Raw genomic sequence first — 22622 nt, 5'->3', positions numbered from 1 at the left:
GGGTTTGTCTGCGTTGTTGAATGTCGGCGAAATCGGTCTTTCCAACAATTGGAGCATGAGGCCTTCAACGCTGCTCCGCCAACTGCCAAACGTCCTCAAAAGAGCCTTACGACGTCATGCATCAAAGGCGCACAATCAGATCCGGGGTGACGGCCATTGCGTATGCCGCGCCCGATCAATCGGCGATCCTTTCGCAAAGCGCGTTGATGTCGGCCTTGTCGTGATAGAGTCCCAAACCGATCCGTAACACATCGTCGCGCGCGTCGGTGACGACGTCGCGCGCAGCCAACTCGGCCTTCCAGGCTTGGGCTCGTGCGTCACGCAGCGCGATGAAGCGGCTCTGCGGGCCCTTCGCGTTCGGGCGCAGAAGGGCGGCTTCCTGGAGCGCGCCAAGCCGGCCCGATGCGATGGCGGCTTCGAGTTCTTCCCGCAGCATCTGCGTGCGCGTTGCGATGCCGCCCGTGTCGAGGTTTTCGGCGCCGAGCGCTGCGCGCACCGCGTTGAAACGGTATAGCCCGCTTGGATCGCACGTCGCGCCCATGAAGCGCATGCCGTCGGCGGAATAGAGCACGCCTTCGGTCCGCGCCTCGATGCTTGCGAACTCGGCAAACCAGCCGGTGTTCACCGGCCTCGGCCCGAAACCCGGCGGCGCGTGCAGGAACGCCGCGCCTTCTCCCGCCATGGCATATTTATAGCCGCCGCCGATATAGAAGACGCGATCCGCGGCGCGGCCGAGATCGACAGGCAGCGCCATGAACGCATGATAGCCGTCGATCACCACCCAGGTGCCGTCTGGCCGCGCATAGGGCGCGAGCGCGTCGATCCCGTCGAAGCGCAATCCGCTCTTGTACATGACGTGGCTTACGAAGGCGATATCCGGTGCCTTTTGCGCCATGGCATCCAGATAGCGTTCGGTGAAGGTGTCGAACGGCTCGCACGACACGATACGCTGCTTCACGCTGCCTTGTTCCTCCCACCGCGCGGCCTGTCTGCGAAAGGAATGGAATTCTCCGTCGCTGGTGAGAATGTCCAAGGGAGCGGTTCCCTGCTTCGCCGAAAAGAGGCGCTGCACAAGCTCGTGGGTGTTCGGTGCGAAACTGACGGTGCCGGAATCCGGCAGGTTCAATTCCTGGGCGACATGTCTTTGTGCGGTTGGAATCACGTCGCCGAATATCTTGTCCCATTTCCGATCGGCGAGATGCGCGGCATCGTTCCAGGCCTGCAAGTGTCCGTCATAGGACGCGTCGGGCCACAGATGGTGCGAATGGGCCGCGAAGTGCAGACGCTGCGGCGCTGCCGCAAGCGCGCGGGAGAAAAGCGGCTTGTAGGATTTCATAGCTTGGTCCGCATCGACCAGATCTCCGGAAAGCACCGCCGCGCGAGCGTCTTCTGAAGATAGGCGACGCCCTCGGTGCCGCCGGTGCCGCGCTTCATCCCGATCACGCGTTCGACGGTCAGCACATGCTTATGCCGCCAGGTGAGCAGCGCGTCGTCGAGATCGAGCAGCTTCTCGGCGAGCTGGTAGAACGCCCAATGTTTGTGCGTGTCGCGATAGATCTCTATCCAGGCCGCTTCCACCGCCTCGCTCGGGACATAGGCTGCGCGCCGCGGCTGCCCGACCTTGTCGGCTGGAACGGCAAAGCCAGCCTTCGCGAGCTGCGCCAGCACTTCGTCGTAGAGACTCGGTCCCTCGATTGCGCGTTCCATCAAGCGGCGCTCCTCGGATCCGTCCTCCTGGAACTTCAGGAACGCCTCGTCCTTGAGTCCCAGACGGTATTCCAGCGTGCGGAACTGGGCCGACTGGAAGCCGGAGCTCGTGCCCAGCACGTCGCGGAAGCCGAGATAGTCGGCAGGCGTCATGGTCGCGAGGATGTCCCAGGCCTGCGTCATCACCATTTGTATGCGCGAGACGCGTGCAAGGCCCTTATAGGCCGGCACCAGGTCGCCGCATGCGATCATCGCCTGGGCGGCATCGATCTCGAACAGCACCTGCTTCATCCACAGTTCCATGGTCTGGTGAAGGATCACGAACAGCATTTCGTCGTGCCGTCCGCTCAGCGGCTGCTGGCAGGACAGCAGCTCGGGCAGGTGCAGATAGCCTCCATAGGTCATCGATCGCATCGAACTCATGTCGTCACCCTTTTGCAAAAGGTCGGTCCGCGGTCACTTGCCTTAGTCCTAAAGTAATCTATGATGAAGGGCAATGAGACAGACTCGTCCGCGCGTACTGGTTACCGGCGGTTCCGCCGGCATCGGCTTTGCGATCGCCCGTGCCTTCCGGGACGCGGGCAGCGAGGTGGTGATCGCCGGCCGCGACCGGGCGCGGCTGGAGGGCACCGGCTTTCCCCATGTCGTCATGGATGTGTGCGATCCCGAAGCCGTCAGCGCGGGGTTGCGCGAGGCGGGGCGGATCGACGTCCTGGTCGCCAACGCCGGCGGTGCCGATACGGCGCCGGCACTCAAGACGTCGCCCGAAACCTGGGACCGGATGATCGCGCTCAATCTCACCAGCGTCGTGCGCTGCGCCCAGGCCGCGGTGCCGGCCATGGTGGAGCGCGGATGGGGACGCCTCATCGTCCTGGGATCGACCGCCTCGCTGAAGGGATATCGCTATGCGAGCGCCTATGCGGCGGCGAAGCACGGCGTGCTGGGTTTCATGCGTTCACTGGCGCTCGAACTCGCGAAAACCGGCGTCACGGCGAATGCGCTTTGTCCCGGCTATACCGATACGCCGATGATCGCCGGAGCGATCGATGCGTTCGCCGGCAGGACGCGACGTACACAGGACGAGGCCGCCGCCGCGTTCACCAGCGCCAACCCCATGGGGCGGCTTGTCCGGCCGGAAGAAGTGGCAGCCGCCGCGCTGTGGCTGGCAAGCGACGCGGCCGCGGCGGTCAACGGCCAAGCCATCGTCATCGATGGTGGAGAAACCGCATGACGGACGATCGCGATTCGCTTCGGGCGTGGCTTGCCCTGCTTTCAGCCTCCAACACGATCAAGAAGACCATCGATGCCCGCATGCGGCAAAATTTTGGTCTGTCCATCTCGCGCTTCGACGTGCTCGCGGCACTTGATCGCGCCGGCGGGGAGGGGGCGACGGCCGGAGCCTTATCGGCCTACCTCAAGGTCACCGACGGCAACACGACGCAGGTTACGGCGCCTCTCATAGTTGCCGGTCTGGTGCAGCGCTCCGCCAGTCCGAGCGATGGTCGTGTCGCGATCTTCCGGCTCACCAAGAAGGGCCGGCGCATATTCGCGGACATGGCCGATGCGAACCGTCGCTGGGTTGCCGAGTCGTTTTCCGCGCTCTCGCCGGCGCAGGTCTCGAACCTGCGCGGACTTCTGAATGCGCTCGGCCATCCCGCAAGCCAGTTCGAAGAGGAGGCGGCATGAACCCGGAAACCTTTGCGCCACGGCATTTCTCGTGGGCGTTTTCGCAAGGCGTCGCACGCATCGCGATCGACCGCCCGGCACGGAAGAATCCGCTCACGTTCGAGTCCTATGCCGAATTGCGCGATATGTTTCGCGCCCTGACCTACGCCAAAGCCGTGAAAGTGGTCGTCTTCGGCAGCCAGGGCGGCAATTTCTGTTCCGGCGGCGACGTACACGACATCATCGCGCCGTTGACAGGGATGTCCGTGCCGGAATTGCTCGACTTCACGCGGATGACGGGCGATCTGGTCAAGGCGATGCGCGGATGCCCGCAGCCGATCATCGCCGCGGTGGACGGGGTGAGCGTCGGCGCGGGCGCCATCCTGTCGATGGCGTCCGACATCCGCTACGCGTCGCCGGAGGCGACGACGTCCTTCCTGTTCAATCGCGTCGGCCTGGCCGGCTGCGACATGGGGGCGTGCGCGATCCTGCCGCGCATCATCGGGCAGGGCCGGGCGAGCGAGCTCCTGTTCTTCGGCCGCGCGATGAGCGCCGCGGAAGGAAAGATGTGGGGTTTCTTCAACGATGTCGTATCGGCCGCGGAGCTCGACGCGCATGCGATGAACGCGGCCCGCAAGCTTGCGGCGGGGCCGACCTTCGCCAACGGGATCACCAAGAACCAGTTGAACATGGAATGGGACATGAGCCTCGACACGGCGATCGAGGCGGAAGCCCAGGCCCAGGCGCTCTGCATGCAGACCCGCGATTTCGAACGCGCCTACCGCGCGTTCGTGGCGAAGCAGAGGCCGGTATTCGAAGGCGATTGATCGAACGATGACCAGAACAATCCTACAGCCCCCGAACTGGACACGCCCCAAGGGATATGCGAACGGCATCGCCGCCTCGGGGCGTTTCGTGTTCACCGCCGGCGTGCTCGGCTGGAACGACCAGGAGCAATTCGAACATCGCGACCTCGCGGGGCAATTCCGGCAGGCGCTCCTCAACACGCGCGCCATCCTCGCCGAGGGCGGCGCCGCGGCCGCCGATATCGTCCGCATGACATGCTATGTGACGGACCGGCGCGAATATCTCGAACGGCGCGCGGAGATCGGCGCCGCCTGGCGGGACGTGCTTGGGAAAGTCTTTCCCTGCATGGCCGTCGTGGAAATATCGGCACTGTTGGAAGACCTGGCCAAGGTCGAGATCGAGACGACCGCCGTCGTCTCCGACGGGCGCTAGGCCATGGGATCGCCGAAGATCGCCGTCATCGGCGGGGGGCCGGGCGGGCTCTATTTCGCGCTTCTCACGAAAAAGCGCCTGCCGGACTGCGCGATCGACGTCTATGAGCAAAACCGGGCCGACGATGCCTTCGGCTTCGGCGTCGTCTTCTCGGACGAGACGCTGGACGAATTCCTGAGCGCCGATCCGCAATCCTATGAAGCGGTGCGCGCCAACTTCGCCTATTGGAGCGATATCGTCATCGAGCGCGAGGCGGAGCGCACGGTCGTCGGCGGAAACGGCTTTGCCGGCTGCTCGCGAAGGGCTTTGCTGGGCCTCCTGCAGGACCGTTGTCGGTCGCTGGGCGTGACTTTGCATTTCTCGACGGCCATCGACGCGGACGAGGTCGAGGAACGCTTTGCGGACTGCGACCTCGTCGTCGTGGCCCAGGGCGTGAACAGCCCTATTCGCGCGAAGCATGCCGATGCTTTCGGCGCACGCGTCGTCGAGACCCGCAACAAGTTCTGCTGGCTGGGATCGACGCGGCCGCTCGATGCCTTCACATTCTTCTTTCGCCAGACCGAACATGGGCTTTTTTGCGCGCACACCTATCAGTATGAGAGCGGGCTCTCGACCTGGGTGATCGAAACGACGCCGGAATGCTGGGCCGCAAGCGGACTCGCGCATATGAGCGAGGCGGCCAGCGTGGCCTGTCTGGAGAACGTGTTCGCGCGGGAGCTCGACGGTCATCGCCTTGTTTCGAACAGGTCCATCTGGCGGAGCTTTCCGGCCGTGAGCTGCTCGTCCTGGCGACACGGCAAGATGTTTCTCCTGGGCGACGTGAAGGCGACCGCCCATTGGTCCATCGGCTCTGGCACCAAGCTCGCGATGGAATGCGCCGTTGCGCTCTCGGACGCCGTGGTGACGCATGGGGCGGACGCGGACGCCGTGGAGGCCGCCTACGAAGCCGGCCGGCGCACGCCGGTCGAAATCACGCAGCACAATGCACAGGTCTCGCTGCGCTGGTTCGAGGATATGCCGAATCACTGGAACAAGGAGCGGTACGCGTTCGCCTTCTCGCTGATGTCGCGCGCGAAGTCGCTGACCTGGGACAACATCGCGATGCGCGACAAGGCGTTTCTGCGGCGCGTCGAGGACGAATTTTATGCGCGCTATGGGCGCGCGACCGGACGCGACGTGGCCGCAGAGCAGCCGACGCCCATGTTCACGGCGTTCGACCTGCGCGGCCTGGTCGTGCCGAACCGCGTCGCCATGGCCCCGATGGCGCAGTATTGCGCCGTCGAGGGCGACCCGAACGACTGGCACTTCGCGCACTACGCCGCGCGGGCGATCGGCGGCGCGGGCCTTATCTTCACCGAGATGACATGTCCGACACCCGATGCGCGGATCACGACGGGCTGCACCGGACTTTGGAGCGACCGGCAGGAAGACGACTGGAAACGCCTCGTCGAATTCGTCCATCGCACGACGCCGGCGAAGATGGCGCTCCAGCTCGGCCATGCGGGCCGAAAGGGATCGACCGACGTGCCGGAGCGTGGCGCCGATCTGCCGATGCGCGCGGGCAACTGGCCGATTTATTCGGCGTCGCCGCTCGCCTATTTCGAGGACCGTTCGGACACGCCGGTCGCGCTGGACCGCGCGAAGATGGACGAGGTCCGCGAAAGTTTCGTTGCGTCCGCGCGGCGCGGCGCGCGCGCGGGCTTCGATATGCTGGAGCTTCATTGTGCGCATGGCTACCTGCTGGCCAGCTTCCTGTCGCCGCTGACGAATCGGCGCGCGGATCGCTATGGCGGCGATGCCAGAAACCGGGCGCGGTTTCCGGTGGAAGTCTTCTCCGCCATGCGCGAGGTCTGGCCGTCGGACAAGCCCATGTCGGTCAGGCTTTCCTGCAGCGACTGGGCCGACGGCGGGATAACGCCGGACGATATCGTCGTCATCGGGCGCCTGTTCAAGGACGCCGGCGTCGATATCATCCACGCGTCCTCCGGGCAGACCGTGCCGTGGCAGAAGCCGATCTATGGCCGGATGTGGCAAACGCCCTTCGCCGAGCACATCCGTCAGGCCGTCGGTATCCCGACCATCGCAGTTGGAGACATAACGTTGCCGGAGCAGATCAATACCATCGTCGCGGCCGGTCGCGCCGATCTTTGCGCGCTGGCGCGCCCGATGCTCAACGATCCCTTCTTCGCCCGACAGGCGGCCGGCCACTACGGTGTCCGTTCGGCGGGCGGCGTGTCTCTAGGTTGGCCGATTCAATTGCGCAGCGGCGAATACCAGCTCTATCGCGAAGCCGAAAAAGCCAATGAGAAGCTCGCCGCGCTCAACGCCAAAGCGCGCCCCAACCGGCGCCACTATCAGCAGGCCGAGAACTGACGCGCCGCGCCGCAGGAGAGGCTGCCATGGAATTCGAAAGCCCGATGTTTCCCGAAGACTTCAACATGGCGGACTATTTCGTCTTCGCCAATCTCGAAGCCGGACGCGGCGACAAGACGGCCATCCTGTTCGAAGGGCGCGCCATTACCTACGCGGAAGTGGCGCACAATGTGATGCGGGTTGCGGAGAAGCTGATCGGCGACGGCCTGCTGCCCGAGCAACGCGTGCTCCTTTGCATGCGGGATTGCCCGGAGTTCGTCTATGTATGGTTCGGCGCGATCAAGGCCGGCGGCGTCGCCACGCAGATCAACCCGCTCCTGCCACAAAGCGACTACGAATACTATCTTTCCTACGTGAAGCCGCAATTTGCGTTCATCGACGATGCGAGCGCGCCGGCGTTCGAGGCCGCGGCGGACATGTCGCATCATTGCGGCGGCGGCGCCAATATCGTCTGCGCGGGCACCCACGGGCGAAAGAGTTTCGACGACTGGCTGGCCGAGACGCCCAAACGGGGCGGGGCACCATGGCCGACCCGCAAGGACGACCCCGCGGTCTGGCTGTTCACGAGCGGGACGACTGGACAGAGCAAGGGTGCCGTCCATTGTCACTTCCATTTCCCGTTCAACACCGAGATCTATGCCAAGCGCTTCATCGGGATGCGCGAAACGGACGTGACGATTTCCGGTCCGCGCCTGTTCTTCGGATATGCCACGGGAACGAACCTCATGTTTCCGTTCGCCGTAGGCGCGACAACCGTGCTGTTCCGCGAGCAGCCGAGCGCCGAGCGCATGTTCGACCTGGTCCGGGAGCATCGGCCGACCGTGCTCACCGGCGTTCCCACGCTCATCAACAAGATGCTCGAGGCGCCGGCCGGAAAAGAGGCTGACCTGTCCGGCATACGCTTCATGTGGAGCGCCGGCGAGGCGTTGCCGCGCGACCTGCACGCGCGGTGGGACAGCGCATTCGGCGTGCCGATCATCGACGGCATCGGCAGCGCCGAGAGTTTTCACATCTACATCAGCAACCGGCTCGGCGACATAAGGCCGGGAAGCCTGGGCAAGCTCGTTCCGGGCTATCAGACACGGCTCATCGACGACGAGGGAAACTCCGTTGCACAGGGCGACGTCGGAACGCTTTGGATAAAAGGTGACTCCGTCGCGCTCTGCTATCACGGCGCCTACGAGAAATCGAAGGAGCATCTGCGCGGCGGCTGGGTCGTCAGCGGCGACAAATTCCGTCAGGATTCCGAAGGCTATTGGTACTACGAAGGGCGCGGCGACGATCTCATCAAGAGCGGCGGCATCTATGTCAGCCCGATCGAGGTGGAGAACTGTCTCGTGCAGCATGAAGCCATCCGCGAATGCTGCGTGATCGGCAAGAAGGACGGCGCGGGATTGGAGAAGCCTCTGGCCGTGGTCGTCCTCAAGGACGGATTGGCGCCCCTGCCGGCGCTCCAGCTCGAGCTCGTCGATTTCGTCAAGCAGCGGCTTGCACGCTACAAGGCGCCGCATTGGGTGGTGTTTTCCGAAACTGCGCTTCCGCGCAACGATCGCGACAAGGTCGACAGGAAGGCGCTTCGCAGGCGGTATTCATGAAATTTGCCGATCGGGCCTGGCCGGCGATCCGGGACATCGCGGCCAGCAGCCGCGCCGTGGCGATCCTGCCTTGCGGGGCAACCGAGGCGCATGGGCCGCATCTGCCGCTCGGCACCGATGTCATCATCAGCGTGGGCGTGGCGCGGCGCGCGGCGCAGACGCTCGAGCAATCCGGCATCGCTGCGCTTGTTCTGCCGTCGATCGCCTATGCCCCGGCCGACTGCGCGGCGGAGTTCGCAGGCACCATCACGATCGGGCCGTTGGCCGCGAAGGCGGTCCTGGCCGACATCGCCCGCAGCTTGAAGATGCAGGGCTTCTCCTGTCTTGGCATCGCCAACAGCCATTTCGATCCCGCGAATGTCGCGATGCTCCGCGACGTGGTCGCCGATATTCGCGGAATGGGACTTGCTGTTGCATTCCCAGACTTCACCCGCCGCGCCCTGGCGCAGAGCCTGACCCCGGAATTCCTCTCGGGCGCTTGTCATGCCGGCCGGTTCGAGACCAGCCTTGTCCTGGCGGATCGGCCCGATCTGGTGAACGAAGCTGTGCGATGCGCGCTGCCGGAGAATCCCGCCAGCCTGACCGAGGCTTTCTCCCGGGGCGCCCGGACGTTTGCGGAAGCCGGGGGCGCTGATGCTTATTTCGGCGACCCGCGGCTTGCGACGGCGGAAGAGGGCGAACGGACCTTTCGGATCATGGCGGATGCGCTTGCCGCCGCCGTTCGCGAGGCGATCGCATTTTGAAGTCCGTCCGTCAGAACACCTGTCGCTCCAGCCAGGCATAAAGACCGCTATGATCCAGGTCGGCTAGTCCGTTTGCGCACATCGCCGCATAGAGCGCCTCTACCGTGTGCAAGGTCGGCAAGGTGAGCCCCGCATGGATCGCGAGCGACTGCGCCGTGCGAAGATCCTTGAGCTGTGTCGCAGCGTGGGCGCCCGGCGCGAAGTCCGCCGCAACCATACGGGGTCCGTGGATGCGCAGCACCGCTGAATCGGCAAATCCCCCGCCCAGCGCGTTGAGAATGCGGTCGGGGTCGGCACCCACGGCTCTTGCCAGGAGCGTCGCTTCGGCGACCGCGGCGATGGTGATGCCGACAATTGTCTGATTGACCAGCTTGGCGACTTGGCCGCTTCCCACCGGACCGATGTGGCTCGGCCGGCCCATCGCCCGAAGCAGGGGATTGATCGAGGCGAATTCTTCCTCAGGCCCGCCGACCAGGATCGAGAGGCTGCCGTTGCGCGCCCCGACTTCTCCGCCGGACACCGGCGCGTCGAGATAGACCACGCCGATGTTTGCAAGACGCACGGCTTGGTCGCGTGCAGCTGCCGGAGGAATGGAGCTCATGACGATCACGCGGCAGCCCGGCTTTGCGGCGGCGACGACGCCGTTCGGCGCGAAAAGGACGTCCTCCACCGCATCGCCGGTGCTGACCATGATCACGATGGCGGCCGCGTCGCCGACGGCTTCCGCGATCGTGGATGCGGCGGTCGCTCCCGCCGAGATCGCCGGCTCGCAATCTCTCGCCGTCCGGTTCCAGACGCGTGTTGGAAAACCGGCGCGGGCTATCCGGGCGGCCATCTGGCGACCCATGATCCCCATGCCCAGCACGGCCACGCGCGATGGCGCCGCCGTCAAAACGCGACCTCATGCGCGCCTTTGAGATGGAGCATCGCGCGCGCCTCGTCCGGCGTCGCCACGTCGAACGACAGGGCCTCCAGGATGCCGCGAATCTTCGCGACCTGTTGCGCGTTGCTGGTCGCCAATTGCCCCTTGGCGATGTACAGGCTGTCCTCAAGCCCGACGCGGACCGATCCGCCCATGATCGCGCCGAGCGTGACGAAGCGCATCTGGTGGCGTCCGGCGGCGAATACCGAAAGGTAATAGTCGTCGCCGAACAATTTGTCGGCGACGTTCACCATATAAGTGAGATTCTGCGGATCCGGGCCGGCGCCACCCATGAGACCGAATATGCACTGGATGAAGAAGGGCGGCTTGGCGAGGCCGCGCTCGGCGAAATAGGCGAGGGCATAGAGGTGGCCGATGTCGTAGCATTCGTATTCGAAGCGGGTGCCGTGCTCGAGCCCGACCTCCGTCAGGATCCGTTCCATGGTTTCGTAGCTGTTCGCCGCGATCCCGCCCTTGAACGCCTCGAGATAGGGCTTTTCCCAGTCGAATCGCCAGGCCTTGACGGCATCGGTCGGCATCACGCCGGCGTTGAAGGAGCCCATGTTGAGCGAAGCGAGCTCGGGGCTCGCCCGCTTGGCGGCGCGCAGGCGGTCTTCGACGGAGATTCCCGGCCCATGGCCGGTCGTGACGTTGAGCACCGCGCCGCATTGCTGCTTGATGCGCGGGAGGAACTGCAGGAACAATTCCGGATCGGCGCTCGGGCGTCCGTCCAGCGGATCGCGGGCGTGCAGATGCACGATGGCCGCGCCCGCCCCGGCGGCCTCGACCGCGGCGCGCGTGATCTCCTCCGGCGTGATCGGAAGATGCGCCGACATCGAGGGGGTGTGGATCGAGCCGGTCACCGCACAGGTGACGATGACCTTCTTGGCCTTTTTCATTGTCGACTCCCTTTTCGCTTCGAGCGCTTGCCGGCAGGGTGTGGTTCGATCAGTTCGCGCAGCCGCAGAAGGTTGCGATCGCGCCAGGCGACGCGCGCGCCGATGCGGTCCAGCCGAAGAACGGAACGGCGGGCTTCGATCACGGTCTTGATCGCGCGCGCCTGCCAGGCTTCGCGACAGCCGAGCTCGCCGCCGAGCGCTTGGTAGTCGTTGCCGAACTTGCCGATATAATCGGCGATCCCGCCATCGGCGTTGAGGTCCATGGTCTCCAGCGGGCCCATCAGGCTCCAGCGGAGCCCCAGCCCCCAGCGCAGGCAGGCATCGAGGTCCGCCGGGCTGGCCACCTCTTCGGCGACAAGATGCATGATCTCGTTGACGACGGCCGCCTGCAGGCGGTTGCCGATGAAGCCCTTGATGGGCCGCTTCAGCAGAACGGGATGCTGCCCGCTTTGCGACAGCAGGCGCTTCGCTTCGGCTATCGTTTTGGGCGCCGTCTTCGGCGCCGGAACCAGCTCGACGAGCGGGATCAGGTGCGGCGGGTTGAACGGGTGCGCGATAAGGCAGCGCTCCTCATGCGGCAGCCCCGCCAGAAAGTCCGCCGGGGGGATGGCGGAGCAGGAGCTCGCCAATATGCAGCGCGGCGGGGCGATCGCATCCATCTGCTCGAAGATGCCGCGCTTGACCTCTACGTTTTCCGCGACGCTCTCCTGGACGTAGTCGGCGCCGTCCAGCGCTTCGTCCAGCGTGGTCACCGCTTGCATTCGGCCCATGATCGTCTCGATGCCGGTCTTGCCGATTTCCAGCGCACGCAATGCCTGCCGCGCCTTCCGCAAGGCCTGGCGCGCGGCTTTCGGCTGGATGTCGAAAAGCCTGACTTGCGCGCCGGCGCGGGCGAAAACGATCGCCCAGCTCCGCCCGATGACGCCGCAACCGACAATAGCGACCGTTTTTCGCATCGCTCAGCCCCACAATTCGCGTTGCGGAAATGCCATCAGGCCGTCGTCGTACCGGATGGCAGGCTGGTGATCGCCGACCTGCAGCAGCGGCCCGTCCAGATCCACGAACTGGCAGCGCTGCGCCAATACCGCGGCCGGCGCCATCGCCAGGGAGCTTCCCCACATGCATCCGACCATCAGCCGGAATCCGCGCGCCTGCGCCGCATCGGCAAGGTCGAGCGCGGCCGTGAGGCCGCCGGTTTTGTCGAGCTTGATGTTGACGACGTCGTATCGCCCCGCAATGCGATCGAGGTCGCCGGGGCCGTGGATGCTTTCATCGGCGCAGATCGGTATGGCGCGGGGGATATCGGCCAGCGCCGCGTCGTCCTCCGGCGCCAGCGGCTGCTCGATCAGCACAACGCCCAGGTCGCGCAATCGGGGCAGCAGGCGGTTCAGCAAGTCGATGGACCAGGAGGCGTTGGGATCGAGAATGATCGCCGGCCGCGGCGCGCCCTCACGCACTGCTTGGAGCAGCGAAAGGGGGTCGTTTGCGTCCACTTTTATCTTGAGCACGGTATGGTGGCTAAGTTCGGCGGCGCGTGCGCGCATCCGGGCCGGATCGCCGATCCCGATCGTGACGGCGCTGGTTTTCGGAAGGGGCGGAGGCAGGCCGGCGCTTCGCCATGCCGGAATGCCGGAACGCTTGGCCTCGATATCCCAAAGCGCGGCATCGACGGCGCAACGCGCGCCGCCGGCGGGCAGGAGGCCGAGCAATTCCCGGCGACCAATTCCGGCGCGGATATCCGCCGCCGCAGCAGCGATCTGGGCGAGCATTGTATCGGGCGTTTCGTGGCGATAATTGACACCATAGGCCTCACCCCTGCCGATATGGCCGTCCTCGTCGAAGAGCACGACGAGCACGCCGTCCGCGGTCGACGCCGTCCCGCGCGCGATCGTGAACGGTTCGCGCAGCCTCCAGGAGATTGCTCCGGTCAGGAGGGTGAGCATACGGTCTCGTCCAACCGGGCGAACAGCGGCGTGAGATCGCCTTTGAGCGGGTCGAATGCGATAAGACCCGTCTCCGCCTCCACCGCGCGAAGCGTGGCGGTCGCTTCCGCGGTGCCGAGCTTCGAGGTGTTGAGGCTGACGCCCACGAACCGCGCCGCGGGGTTTGTGAGGCGGCCGAGCCGTTGATAGAGATCGATGGCTTCGGTGAGAGACGGCAGCGGGTAGTCCGGATAGTTGCCGATGTGCTTGCGGATCGGATCGTGGCACAGCACCATCGCGTCGGGCTGGGAACCGTGCAGCAGGCCGAGCGTGACGGCGGCATAAGCGGGATGGAAGAGCGAGCCTTGTCCCTCGATCACATCCCAGTGCTCGGGCGATGAATCGGGCGAAAGACGCTCCGCGACACCGGCCAGGAAGTCGCTGACGACGGCATCCACCGCGATGCCGCCGCCGGAGATCATGATTCCGGTCTGGCCGGTCGCGCGGAAGGTGGCCGGTCGGCCCTGCCTGCGCATCGCGCGCGCGAGGCTCAGCGCGGTGTATTTCTTGCCCGAGGAACAGTCGGTGCCGACCATCAAGAGCCGCTTGCCGGTGCGCTTGCGCCCGCTCGCCACGCTGCGTTCGTATTGGCCGTGCCGGACGTCGTACAGCGCACGCCCCTGCGCCTGCGCGGCTGCTGCGAGCGGGGCGACGGACGACAGTCGCAGGTGCAGTCCGCTGACGATATCGAGGCCGGCTTGCAGCGCTTCCAGGAGCGGCGGAATCCAGTGATCGGGAAGACCGCCGCCAAAGGGGGCGGCAGCGATCAGGAGCGAGCGGGCGCCCCGCGCGCGGGCCTCGCGGGGATCGAGCTGCGCGAAGCCGAGATCGACCCGTCCTTCCGGCAAAGACCATTGTCCGATGCATGCCTCCGGCGCCCAGTCACGCATGCCGTAGGCGGTCTTGGCGGCGGGTCCGTCATCGAGATCGCCGAGGAAGACCAGATATGGCCTTGGAAGCTCGTTCATATGCCGGCTTCGGTCTGTTTGCGCAGGACCGCTTCCAGACGCTCGATCAGCGTGTCGATCACCGTCTCGTTCATCGGCGTCGACAGGATGAACAGGAGCGTCGACGTGCAGAGGATACCTTCGTCGAGAAGTCCGAGATGGACCCGGGCCGCCAGCGCCCGATCGGCACCGTCCGTCATCATGGCGCGGTACTCGTCCGCCGGCTTGTCGGAAAAACGCAGGCTTGCGAGGGAGCCTTGGCCGCGCACGGTCGCCGCAATGCCAAGGCGTTTCACGACATCGCGCATGCCGGTGCGGAGCCGTTCGCCCAGACCATCGAGCCGGTTCAACGCATCGGGCGTCAGCATCCGCATCGCCGCCAGTCCGGCGGCCATCGTTATCGGATTGGCATTGTAGGTTCCGCCGTGCACGACACGCGGCATGGCATCTTCCGAGGCGAAGACCGACATCGCGTCCCGGCTTCCGCCGATGGCGCCGACCGGCAACCCGCCGCCGATGATCTTTCCGAGCGCGGTCAAATCCGGCCGTATCCCCAGCGCCTCCTGCGCGCCGCCGTAACCGAGCCTAAAACTGTAGACCTCGTCGAAGATGAGGAGGGAATTTAGCCGCGTCGTCTCCTCGCGGAGCATGGCGAGAAAATCGCGGCTGGCGGCGGCAAAACTCAGTCGCGACGGGAGCGGATCGACGATGACGGCCGCCAGCGCGGCGGCGTTTTCCCGGATCAGTCTTCGTGCCGTCTCGATGTCGTTTTGCGGCAGGACGACGACATCGTCGAGCGTCGACACCGGTGTGCCGTGGCAGAGCGCGACACTGGCGGGATGATCCGCGGGGCCCCAATCGCTTGGCGTCGAGGCGAGGCTGATTTCCGTCGGGTCATAGGCGCCGTGGAAGGCACCTTCGATCTTCGCGATTTTGGCTTTTCCGGTGTAGGCACGCGCCGCCTTGATCGCCAGCATCACTGCCTCCGTCCCCGAGTTGGCGAACCGGATGTGGTCGATGGACGCCACGCGAGCGCACAACAATTCGGCCAGTTCGACTTCCTGCCTGGTAGGCAGACCCACGGCGAAAAGCTGGGCGATCTGTTCGCCCACGGCCTTCTGGATCGGTGCAGGGCAATGACCGTGGATCAGCGAAGAGTAGTTGTTGATGAAGTCGACGCGCTCTACACCGTCGATGTCCGTCACCGTATAGCCGGATCCGTGCGCCGCGTAGGGTGGGAAAGGCGGAAAGAAAATCGTGAGCCGCGAATTACCGCCTGGCATAACCGCGCGCGCGCGCGCGAAGAGAGCGGCGGACGCCGGCGATCGCGAGGCCGCTTCCGCGTCGGGCATTACGATAGGCATGCAATTCCTCTTCACGTGCCTCGGATCGTGGCGGCACCGTCGCGGGCAGGATAAACCAAATTCGCCATATCGTATCGTATTTCGGAATAATTATGTCAATAAAGAATATAGCCCGCTTGTTCATCGACGCCGCGCCGGGATTGGGCTAACCAGCGCGCATGCCCGTGCCGCGGCCCAATCGGGCATGGGTGTCGGGAAAAGGACGAACATGGCGGACAAGGAAACAGGACCGAGCTTGGGTCACAACCTGAAGCGGCTGCGCACGGACCGCGGCTGGAGCATGGTCAAGATGTGCGATGTCATCGGCATTTCGCAGTCGAGCCTGTCGAAGATCGAAAACGATCTGATGTCGCTGTCCTACGACAAGCTCGTCGATGTCGCCCGCAAGCTCGACTGCGACATCTCGGAGCTGTTTCGCGAAGAGCCGTCCTCCGCGCGCGGAATGGCGGCCTCTGCGCGGTTCTCCATCGATCGCGGCAGCGACGGAAAGCTCGTTCAATGGCGCAATATCCGCCACAGGCAGCTGGCCATCGAAGTGAAGGACAGGCTGATGATCGCGACGTTCGCCGAGATCCTCGGCGACGGAGCCATGCCGAAGCTGGAACTCGGCGATTATTACGGGGAGCGATTTCTGTACGTTCTGGACGGCACGATCATCTTTCACAGCGAGTTCTACGAAAACCGCACGCTCAAGGCCGGCGACAGCATCTATTTCGACATCCGGATGCGTCACAATCTGACGGCGCCTAAAGGCAAGCGCGCCACCTGCATTGTCGTCACCGCCTCGGAAGACAAGAAGTTCATGGAAATGGAGCGCGCGCTGGCGGCGCAGGGCCTGACCAACATCGCGGAATTCGAGCACCTGCAGCGGCCGACCGCACGCAAGGACGCCAAGGGCGAGTCAGGCTGAACGGGCGGCCGCGAGAGCGAGAAATTCGCATTGCGAGGGCGCGCCCGGAGCGACATGCATGACGGGCTCGTCGCCGATCTCGAAGACCGTCGCGCCGATCGTCATCCAGCCGTCCGGGACGGCTTCCCGGCAGACCGGGTAGGACGGGTCGTCGCGCGCGCGCAGCGCGGCCTGCGCGTCGCCGACGGAGCATCGCCCCCGCGACGCGGCGAATCGCGCCTTCAGGCTCTCGAGCCGCCGCAGGCTGCTGGTTTCCAATGCCTCGTCGAGTGCGTCGGGCGCTCTCTTGCGCCAGTCCGCGAAGCGGGCGGTGAAAGGGCTGATCAACGGATGGTTGGTATGGACGACGCGATCCGAACGGCCGTCCAGCCGGAACGGCACCGCGCCGCCGGCGCTGCATTCGAAATTGATCACGTCGTGGCGGCCGGCCAGCAGGTAGTTCTGTCCCGACGCATGCGGAACGGTCCTGAGAAACTCCGCCGCTTCCTGGAAATCCCTGCTCGCCAAGGTGCGGCGGACGATCGCCGCGACCGGCAGGCCGGCGGGATCGGGATCGAGCTGCAGCAGGGTATTGCAGCACAGCCCGATGCCGTTGCCGCTGATTCCGTTCATGCCGATCATGCCCGCGACCGTGAATATGAGCGTCTCGCCGCCGGTCACTGCGTCGCGCAGCCGAAGAACGGCTTGCGCGCCGTCGGCCCAGGCGCCGACATCGATGTTCTGCGCTATCACGGTCGCACCGCTTGCGTCGCCGACGGCGCCGAGGCTGCTGCAGCGGTCGCCGCGCGCCGGCTCCGCGAAGCGATCGCGCAGGTACCAGCGCGCCTCGTCGCCGAACTGGAAGGCCAGCACCAGGTCGGGGGGCTGGTTCGCGCCGTCGGCGATACCGGCGATTTCCTCCATCAAGGGCGGCATGTGGTGCCGTATCTGATCGGTAAAACGTGTTTCGGCCAGGAAGCGTTCGATGAAATCCTGAAACGAGAGTCCGCCGGGAAGCGTGGTGGTCGCGCGCCACAGTTCGAGAATGCCGGCGATCTTGTCGCGCAGGGCTTCCCCATGCGCGCGGCCATTGTTCCGCGGCGAGGCGGCGAGTTCCACGATCGGCAAATCTTTCGTCATCATGGCGCGGATGTCCTGTCAAAGCGGCCGAAGAGGGCGTGATCCAGCGCGTCGACGCGGCCGGCCGAACGCAGGAAGCGCAACCGCATATAGGCTCCGAGCAGCTCCTGCTCCATGCCGACATCGTGGTGCTTGAGATCGAAGACGTCCTCGCCGACGGGGAGCAGATCCGCCGTCAGCATCGCGCGGTCTTCCATTTCGAACGCCAAGCCGCGATCGCTGCGATAGATTGCGGCGCTACCATAGATCGGGCTGTGATAATGGCCTTGCACGCCGTCCGGCGACGCTCCGGGCACCGCACCTTCGGGAAACCGTTCCTTGACGTCGGCGATCGCGTTCGCGACGCGCTCGACGAAGCTCTTGTGCATGATGTCGATCCAGTCCTTGGGCGGCGCGCCGAGAAAGGCGTCCAGCATCAGATAGACGGCCGCAATCGATGCCGGGCTGTAGAGGTTGACGACGCAGGCGAGGCCAAGCCGCTCCTCGGGACAGAACGCCACCATGGTGGTCGCGCCGAGTTCGCTTCCGGTGTGCCGGTAGACGCGCCGGCCGCCGTAATCGAACGGTCTCCAGCCCATCGCATACAGCGAGAATTGCTCGCCGGTGTTCGGATCGGGCGTATCGATGGATTGCGGCGCGCGCGTCTCGGACATCGCCGCCTGCGATATCACCGGCCGGCCCCCCACCGCGCCGCCCTCGATCTGCAGCTTGAGCCAGCGCGCCGCGTCGTCGGCCGACAGATAGATCGCGCTCGATCCTTCCCAGCCGACGCAGAGCGGTGCGGGCAGGGGAAGAAGCTCGTCGTGCAGCCGTACGTGCGGCGTGAAGGGATCCGGGTGCTGCCCCAGAAAGCCGGTGCGCGAGACGGCATGCGCCATGCCGGCCGGTGCGAAAATCCTTTTTTGCACCAGATCCGAGTAGGGAAGGCCGGACTTGCGCGACAGAAGCAAAGCCGCAGCGGCATAAGCGCCATTCATGTACGACGTCTTTTCGCGGAAACCGGCGACGCGATCCAATCGGCCCATCATTGGGAGGTAGTCCGCCAAGGAACGGGTCGGGTTGAACGGAAACTCGCAGGCGCCATCGCGCTTGAGGCCTACGCGCATTCCCAGCAGGTCGCGAAGCGTCGTGTGACGCGTGATCCAGGGATCGTCGAGCGCGAATTCCGGCAAGGTGTCGATGACGGGTTCGTCCCAGCGGACAAGGCCGTCGTCGACCAACGCCGCTGCCGCCGCGCCGCAAAATGCCTTGGAACAGGAACCGATCGAAAAGGCCGTGCCCGGACCGACCGGTGCGGGTTCGCCGAGCCGTTTCGGCCCATGCGTCTTGATGAAGACGTCGTCGTCCTTGACGGCGACGGCAAAGGCGGCGGGAATCTCGAACTTGCGGAATACCGCCGAGAGCATTTCATCGATCGATTCTGCGAACATTTCGCTCATGCATTCTCCTCATGTGTTGTCCGCAGGGCTCCGGAATCAGCCCCGACTTCGTCGATCGCGATACGAAGAAGGTCTCGGATGTAGGACTCGAACGAGCGCTCGACCTCCAGGCGGAAGGTGGACGGATCAATCCGCCAGAGAAGAATCGGGGCTTTGTTGAACACCGTCCGCACAGCACGGCCTGCCGGGAAGGCGGCGAGATCGAGCGGGCAACCGCTCGCCAGGATCTCCTCAACGGCTTCGCCGGTGAGAAGAAGCCCGATGTCGCGATCGGAAATATCGACGAGCGCGTGCGGTTGGCTCGACAGCGCGTCCATGACGGCCTGCCTCACAGCATCTGTCTTCGTCGTCGGCATCGTCAGAAGCCACTCGTCGGGTCCAAGACATGCCGTCGCGAAATCGGTGCCGGACGCCGTTTCGCCGACCGCAAAGGGCAGGCCCAGGCTTGTCAGCGACGGATTTGCCATCGCCTGTTCGCGCGCACAGCGCAGGATCAGGCGCGATGCCCGGGATGCGGTGCGGAGCTCAGCCATGGAGGCGCGCTCCGTCGGGATCGAAGAATGGCAGCGGCGCGACGCGAACGGGATGAAAACCGCGCTCGCCGGAGACGTAGAGACGTTCGCCCATCCTGGCGCGGCCATTCTCGACCAGCGCCATGGCGATCGACCGTTGCAAGGTTTCGCTCCAGCAAGACGACGTCACATGGCCGATGGCGTGGGTCCGGAGCGGCGGCGCCGGGCAGTCGACCACCTGCCCGCCTTCGGCCGGCACGATCGCGGGATCGTCCGTTGCCAGCCCGACCAACTGCTTGCGGTCGGCGGCCACGAGGCCGCTGCGCGCAAGCGAGCGTTTGCCGATGAAATCCCGCTTCGTCTTGCCGACAAGCCGGCCGAGCCCGGCATCGGCCGGCGTGACGCTGCCGTCGGTATCCTGACCGACGATGAGAAAACCCTTTTCCATGCGCAGCGTGCGCATCGCCTCCGTCCCATACGCCGTGCCTTCGAGCGCGGCTGCGCGGGTCCAAAGCTTCTCCCACACGCTGCGACCGTAGCCGGCCGGAACGTTGATCTCGTAGCCGCGCTCGCCGGTGAAGCTCACGCGAAACAGTCGCAGCGGAATGCCAAGGAAATGCCCGTCGCGACAGCTCAAATGCGGCATCGCCGCGTCGGAAAGCTCGATGTCGCGCACGAAAGGTTCGATGACCTGGCGCGCCTTCGGTCCTTGAACGGCGATGACCGCCCATTGCTCCGTCGTGGATGTGAGCCAGACCTTGAGTTCGGGCCATTCCGTCTGGCGATAGTCTTCCATGTGGGCAAGGACGCCTTGGACGCCGCCGGTCGTGGTCGTCACATGGAAGCGGTCTTCGGCAAACCGTCCGACGACGCCGTCGTCGAAAATGAAACCATCCTCGCGCAGCATCAGCCCGTAGCGGCAGCGCCCAGGTTCGAGCTTGCGCATGGTATTGACGTAGATGCGCTCCAGGAACTCGGCCGCGTCCGGGCCGGCGACTTCGATCTTGCCGAGCGTCGATGCGTCGAAGATGCCGACGGCGGACCGCACCGTCCGGCACTCGCGGCGAACGGCCGAACGCATATCTTCGCCCGGCTGCGCGAACCAATGCGCGCGGCGCCATCCACCGAGAAGCTCGAAAGCCGCGCCATGCTCTTCGGCCCAGCCGTCGATGGGCGTTTTGCGCAACGGTTCGAACAGCGCGCCCCGCGCGCGGCCGGCCAGGGCGCCGAAGCTCACGGGCGTGTAGGGCATGCGGAAGGTGGTCAGCCCGATCGCCGGGATCGGCTTGCCCAATGTGCGGGCGGCGATCCCCAGGGCATTGAGGTTCGACGTCTTGCCCTGGTCCGCACCCATGCCGCTCGTCGTATAGCGTTTCAGGTGCTCCGCCGCGCGAAAGCCCTCCTGCAGCGCGAGCCGGATATCCTTGACCGTCACGTCGCTCTGGTGGTCGACGAACGCCATGCCGCGCGCCTCACCGATATTCGGCAAGGCAAACGTGCCGTGTGTGCGTGCCGGACGCGGCCCGCTGACGTCACCGGCGGCCGCCTCATAGCCCTCCGCCACGATCTCGTCGAGAACGAAGCTTCCGTTGCACGCGCCGGCGCAGCGCACGCCGGGGTGACGTTGATCGGCTAGGAAGAAATGGCGGGCCTCGTCGTAGATCAGGCCCGCGCCGGTTTGGGAATAGAGATGGACGGCGGGCGCAAAGCCGGCGCTCGTCAGAACCAGGTCGCAGGGAATCCGCCGCCCGTTGACGACAATGGCGCGAACTTGGCGGTGGCCGGCGACGCGGTCCACGCGCGCGTTCAGTTGCGTGACGATCGACAGCCGGCGAGCGGTGGTGCGAAGCGTCTCATGCACTTGCGAGCGCAGATCGGCTATGACGGCGATTGTGATGCCCGACCGGTGCAGATCGAAAGCCGCCTCCCACGCACTGTCGCTGGCGGTCGCAACGACGGCGCGCGTTCCCGGCGCCGCGCCCCAGCGCCGGACATAGGCGCGCGCGGCGCCGGCCAGCATGACGCCGGGCCGGTCGTTATTGGGAAATACGAGCGGTTGCTCGATCGCGCCCGTGGCCAGGACGATCCGCCTGGCCCGCACCTGCCAGAGCCGCTCGCGCGGCAGCCGGGGATCGGGATGGGCGACGTGATCGGTCAGCCGCTCGCACAGCCCGACCATGTTGTCCGCGAATATCCCGAACGCCGTGGTGCGGGCCAGAAGCCGGACCTGCGGCGCCGCGCGGAGCGCGCGGAGAGCCTGCTCTCGCCAGGCGTCGGCAGGGACGCCTCCGATGCTCGCATCCGGATCGTCCAAAAGCGTCTCGCCGAAATTGGCTCTTTCCTCGCAGAGGATGACGCGCTCGCCGCGGTCGATCGCCGCCGAGGCGGCCGCAAGTCCGGCCGGTCCGCTGCCGACGACCAGAAGATCGCAATGCGCAAAGCGGGTGGAATAGGCATCGGGATCGGATGACGCCGGTGCCGTGCCGAGTCCGGCGGCTTGCCGGATGAGCGGTTCGTAGACGCTGCGCCAGAAGCGGCGCGGCCAGAGGAATGTTTTGTAATAGAACCCGGCCGCCAGGAACGGGGAAGCCAGCCCGGCCAACGCCCCGATGTCGTGGCGCAGGCTGGGAAAGCGATTCTGGCTGCTCGCAGTCAGGCCATCGTACAACTCCACCATGGTGGCGCGCGCATTGGGCGTTCCCCCGCTCCGGCCGAGATTGACCAGGCCGTTGGGTTCTTCGGAACCCGCCGTCAGCAATCCGCGCGGGCGATGATATTTGAAAGAACGCGCCACCAGACGGACGCCGTTTGCAAGCAGGGCGGACGCCAGCGTGTCGCCCGCGAAGCCATCGTAGCTGCGGCCATCAAAGGAGAAACGCAAGGGCTGCGTGCGATCCAGCAGGGCGCCGCCCGCAATGCGAAAAGGTCCGCTCATGGGCTGGTCCCGCCGGCCGCCGCATCGGATGTCACGAAGCGATCCGTCATCGTGTCGCGCTGCGCGTTGAAGAAATGTCCACAGCCATGGGCGTGATGCCACCGCTCGGCGTGGACGCCCCGCGGATTGCTGCGTTCGTACAGAAACGCGGACCATTCCCGATCGCCGGCGGAAGAGGGGTCGGCCGGTCTCTCGATATGGGCCGCACCGGCATAGCGGAATTCGATTTCCGGCCGCGAACCACAATAAGGACAGGGAATGAGAAGCATCG

The 22622-nt window shown here is 65.4% G+C and carries 21 protein-coding genes; 8 read left to right on the top strand and 13 right to left on the bottom strand.

Going from position 1 to position 22622, the window contains the following annotated elements; all coding sequences use genetic code 11:
* Nucleotides 1–175: 175 nt before the first annotated feature.
* On the bottom strand, nt 176–1336 hold the full coding sequence (locus WDM91_06510; GenBank protein ID MEI9994227.1) for an aminotransferase class V-fold PLP-dependent enzyme: 1161 nt from the start codon (nt 1334–1336) through the stop codon (nt 176–178).
* The gene (locus WDM91_06505) at nt 1333–2148 is read right to left on the bottom strand and encodes a tryptophan 2,3-dioxygenase (protein ID MEI9994226.1); all 816 of its coding nucleotides are present in this window, start codon (nt 2146–2148) and stop codon (nt 1333–1335) included. The genes WDM91_06510 and WDM91_06505 overlap by 4 nt, the downstream gene beginning before the upstream one ends.
* A gap of 55 nt (nt 2149–2203) precedes the next feature.
* Between WDM91_06505 and WDM91_06500 the strand changes: the two genes are divergently transcribed.
* Genes WDM91_06500 through WDM91_06470 form a run of 7 tightly spaced genes read left to right on the top strand, consistent with a single transcriptional unit; the run spans nt 2204 to nt 9322 of the window.
* On the top strand, nt 2204–2938 hold the full coding sequence (locus WDM91_06500; GenBank protein ID MEI9994225.1) for an SDR family NAD(P)-dependent oxidoreductase: 735 nt from the start codon (nt 2204–2206) through the stop codon (nt 2936–2938).
* Nucleotides 2935–3393: a MarR family winged helix-turn-helix transcriptional regulator gene (locus WDM91_06495; GenBank protein MEI9994224.1), complete on the top strand. Its 459-nt coding sequence runs from the start codon at nt 2935–2937 to the stop codon at nt 3391–3393. The genes WDM91_06500 and WDM91_06495 overlap by 4 nt, the downstream gene beginning before the upstream one ends.
* Nucleotides 3390–4199 (top strand): enoyl-CoA hydratase family protein, encoded by an 810-nt coding sequence (locus tag WDM91_06490; protein MEI9994223.1) that lies wholly within the window; start codon nt 3390–3392, stop codon nt 4197–4199. The genes WDM91_06495 and WDM91_06490 overlap by 4 nt, the downstream gene beginning before the upstream one ends.
* 7 nt (nt 4200–4206) lie before the next feature.
* The gene (locus tag WDM91_06485; protein ID MEI9994222.1) at nt 4207–4611 is read left to right on the top strand and encodes a RidA family protein; all 405 of its coding nucleotides are present in this window, start codon (nt 4207–4209) and stop codon (nt 4609–4611) included.
* A gap of 3 nt (nt 4612–4614) precedes the next feature.
* Nucleotides 4615–6984: a hypothetical protein gene (locus WDM91_06480; GenBank protein ID MEI9994221.1), complete on the top strand. Its 2370-nt coding sequence runs from the start codon at nt 4615–4617 to the stop codon at nt 6982–6984.
* A gap of 26 nt (nt 6985–7010) precedes the next feature.
* The gene (locus tag WDM91_06475; protein ID MEI9994220.1) at nt 7011–8579 is read left to right on the top strand and encodes a benzoate-CoA ligase family protein; all 1569 of its coding nucleotides are present in this window, start codon (nt 7011–7013) and stop codon (nt 8577–8579) included.
* Nucleotides 8576–9322, top strand: a complete 747-nt coding sequence (locus WDM91_06470; protein ID MEI9994219.1) for a creatininase family protein — start codon at nt 8576–8578, stop codon at nt 9320–9322. Before WDM91_06475 ends, WDM91_06470 begins: the two co-directional genes overlap by 4 nt.
* 10 nt (nt 9323–9332) lie before the next feature.
* Here the strand turns inward: WDM91_06470 and WDM91_06465 are convergent, their stop codons facing one another.
* Genes WDM91_06465 through WDM91_06440 form a run of 6 tightly spaced genes read right to left on the bottom strand, consistent with a single transcriptional unit; the run spans nt 9333 to nt 15355 of the window.
* Nucleotides 9333–10187 (bottom strand): NAD(P)-dependent oxidoreductase, encoded by an 855-nt coding sequence (locus WDM91_06465; protein ID MEI9994218.1) that lies wholly within the window; start codon nt 10185–10187, stop codon nt 9333–9335.
* Between the two features lie 23 nt (nt 10188–10210).
* Nucleotides 10211–11143: a 3-keto-5-aminohexanoate cleavage protein gene (locus tag WDM91_06460; protein MEI9994217.1), complete on the bottom strand. Its 933-nt coding sequence runs from the start codon at nt 11141–11143 to the stop codon at nt 10211–10213.
* Complete coding sequence (locus WDM91_06455; protein ID MEI9994216.1) at nt 11140–12099, bottom strand: 3-hydroxyacyl-CoA dehydrogenase; 960 nt, start codon at nt 12097–12099, stop codon at nt 11140–11142. Before WDM91_06455 ends, WDM91_06460 begins: the two co-directional genes overlap by 4 nt.
* Nucleotides 12100–12102: 3 nt before the next feature.
* Nucleotides 12103–13086 carry a dipeptide epimerase gene (locus WDM91_06450; GenBank protein ID MEI9994215.1) on the bottom strand — a complete coding sequence of 328 codons (984 nt, stop codon included), beginning with the start codon at nt 13084–13086 and terminating at the stop codon, nt 12103–12105.
* Nucleotides 13071–14093, bottom strand: a complete 1023-nt coding sequence (locus WDM91_06445; GenBank protein ID MEI9994214.1) for a DUF1611 domain-containing protein — start codon at nt 14091–14093, stop codon at nt 13071–13073. Before WDM91_06445 ends, WDM91_06450 begins: the two co-directional genes overlap by 16 nt.
* Nucleotides 14090–15355, bottom strand: coding sequence for an aminotransferase class III-fold pyridoxal phosphate-dependent enzyme (locus WDM91_06440; protein ID MEI9994213.1), 1266 nt, complete (start codon nt 15353–15355; stop codon nt 14090–14092). The genes WDM91_06445 and WDM91_06440 overlap by 4 nt, the downstream gene beginning before the upstream one ends.
* Between WDM91_06440 and WDM91_06435 the strand changes: the two genes are divergently transcribed.
* Nucleotides 15330–16346, top strand: coding sequence for an XRE family transcriptional regulator (locus WDM91_06435; GenBank protein MEI9994212.1), 1017 nt, complete (start codon nt 15330–15332; stop codon nt 16344–16346). The two genes, WDM91_06440 and WDM91_06435, sit on opposite strands and share 26 nt — an antisense overlap.
* On the opposite strand, the gene WDM91_06430 is transcribed toward WDM91_06435, so the two are convergent.
* The 5 genes from WDM91_06430 to WDM91_06410 are packed head-to-tail and all read right to left on the bottom strand — an operon-like array spanning nt 16338 to nt 22620.
* Nucleotides 16338–17468: a C45 family peptidase gene (locus WDM91_06430; protein MEI9994211.1), complete on the bottom strand. Its 1131-nt coding sequence runs from the start codon at nt 17466–17468 to the stop codon at nt 16338–16340. The genes WDM91_06435 and WDM91_06430 overlap by 9 nt on opposite strands.
* Complete coding sequence (locus WDM91_06425; protein ID MEI9994210.1) at nt 17465–18904, bottom strand: serine hydrolase domain-containing protein; 1440 nt, start codon at nt 18902–18904, stop codon at nt 17465–17467. Before WDM91_06425 ends, WDM91_06430 begins: the two co-directional genes overlap by 4 nt.
* Nucleotides 18901–19437, bottom strand: coding sequence for a sarcosine oxidase subunit gamma family protein (locus tag WDM91_06420; protein MEI9994209.1), 537 nt, complete (start codon nt 19435–19437; stop codon nt 18901–18903). The genes WDM91_06425 and WDM91_06420 overlap by 4 nt, the downstream gene beginning before the upstream one ends.
* Nucleotides 19430–22351: a sarcosine oxidase subunit alpha family protein gene (locus WDM91_06415; GenBank protein MEI9994208.1), complete on the bottom strand. Its 2922-nt coding sequence runs from the start codon at nt 22349–22351 to the stop codon at nt 19430–19432. Before WDM91_06415 ends, WDM91_06420 begins: the two co-directional genes overlap by 8 nt.
* On the bottom strand, nt 22348–22620 hold the full coding sequence (locus WDM91_06410) for a sarcosine oxidase subunit delta (protein ID MEI9994207.1): 273 nt from the start codon (nt 22618–22620) through the stop codon (nt 22348–22350). The genes WDM91_06415 and WDM91_06410 overlap by 4 nt, the downstream gene beginning before the upstream one ends.
* Nucleotides 22621–22622: the final 2 nt, after the last annotated feature.

It is taken from the genome of Rhizomicrobium sp. (assembly GCA_037200385.1).
Taxonomy (GTDB): domain Bacteria; phylum Pseudomonadota; class Alphaproteobacteria; order Micropepsales; family Micropepsaceae; genus Rhizomicrobium.
Note: the sequence above shows the minus strand (reverse complement) of the source record. Positions and strands in the feature narration are given on the sequence as shown.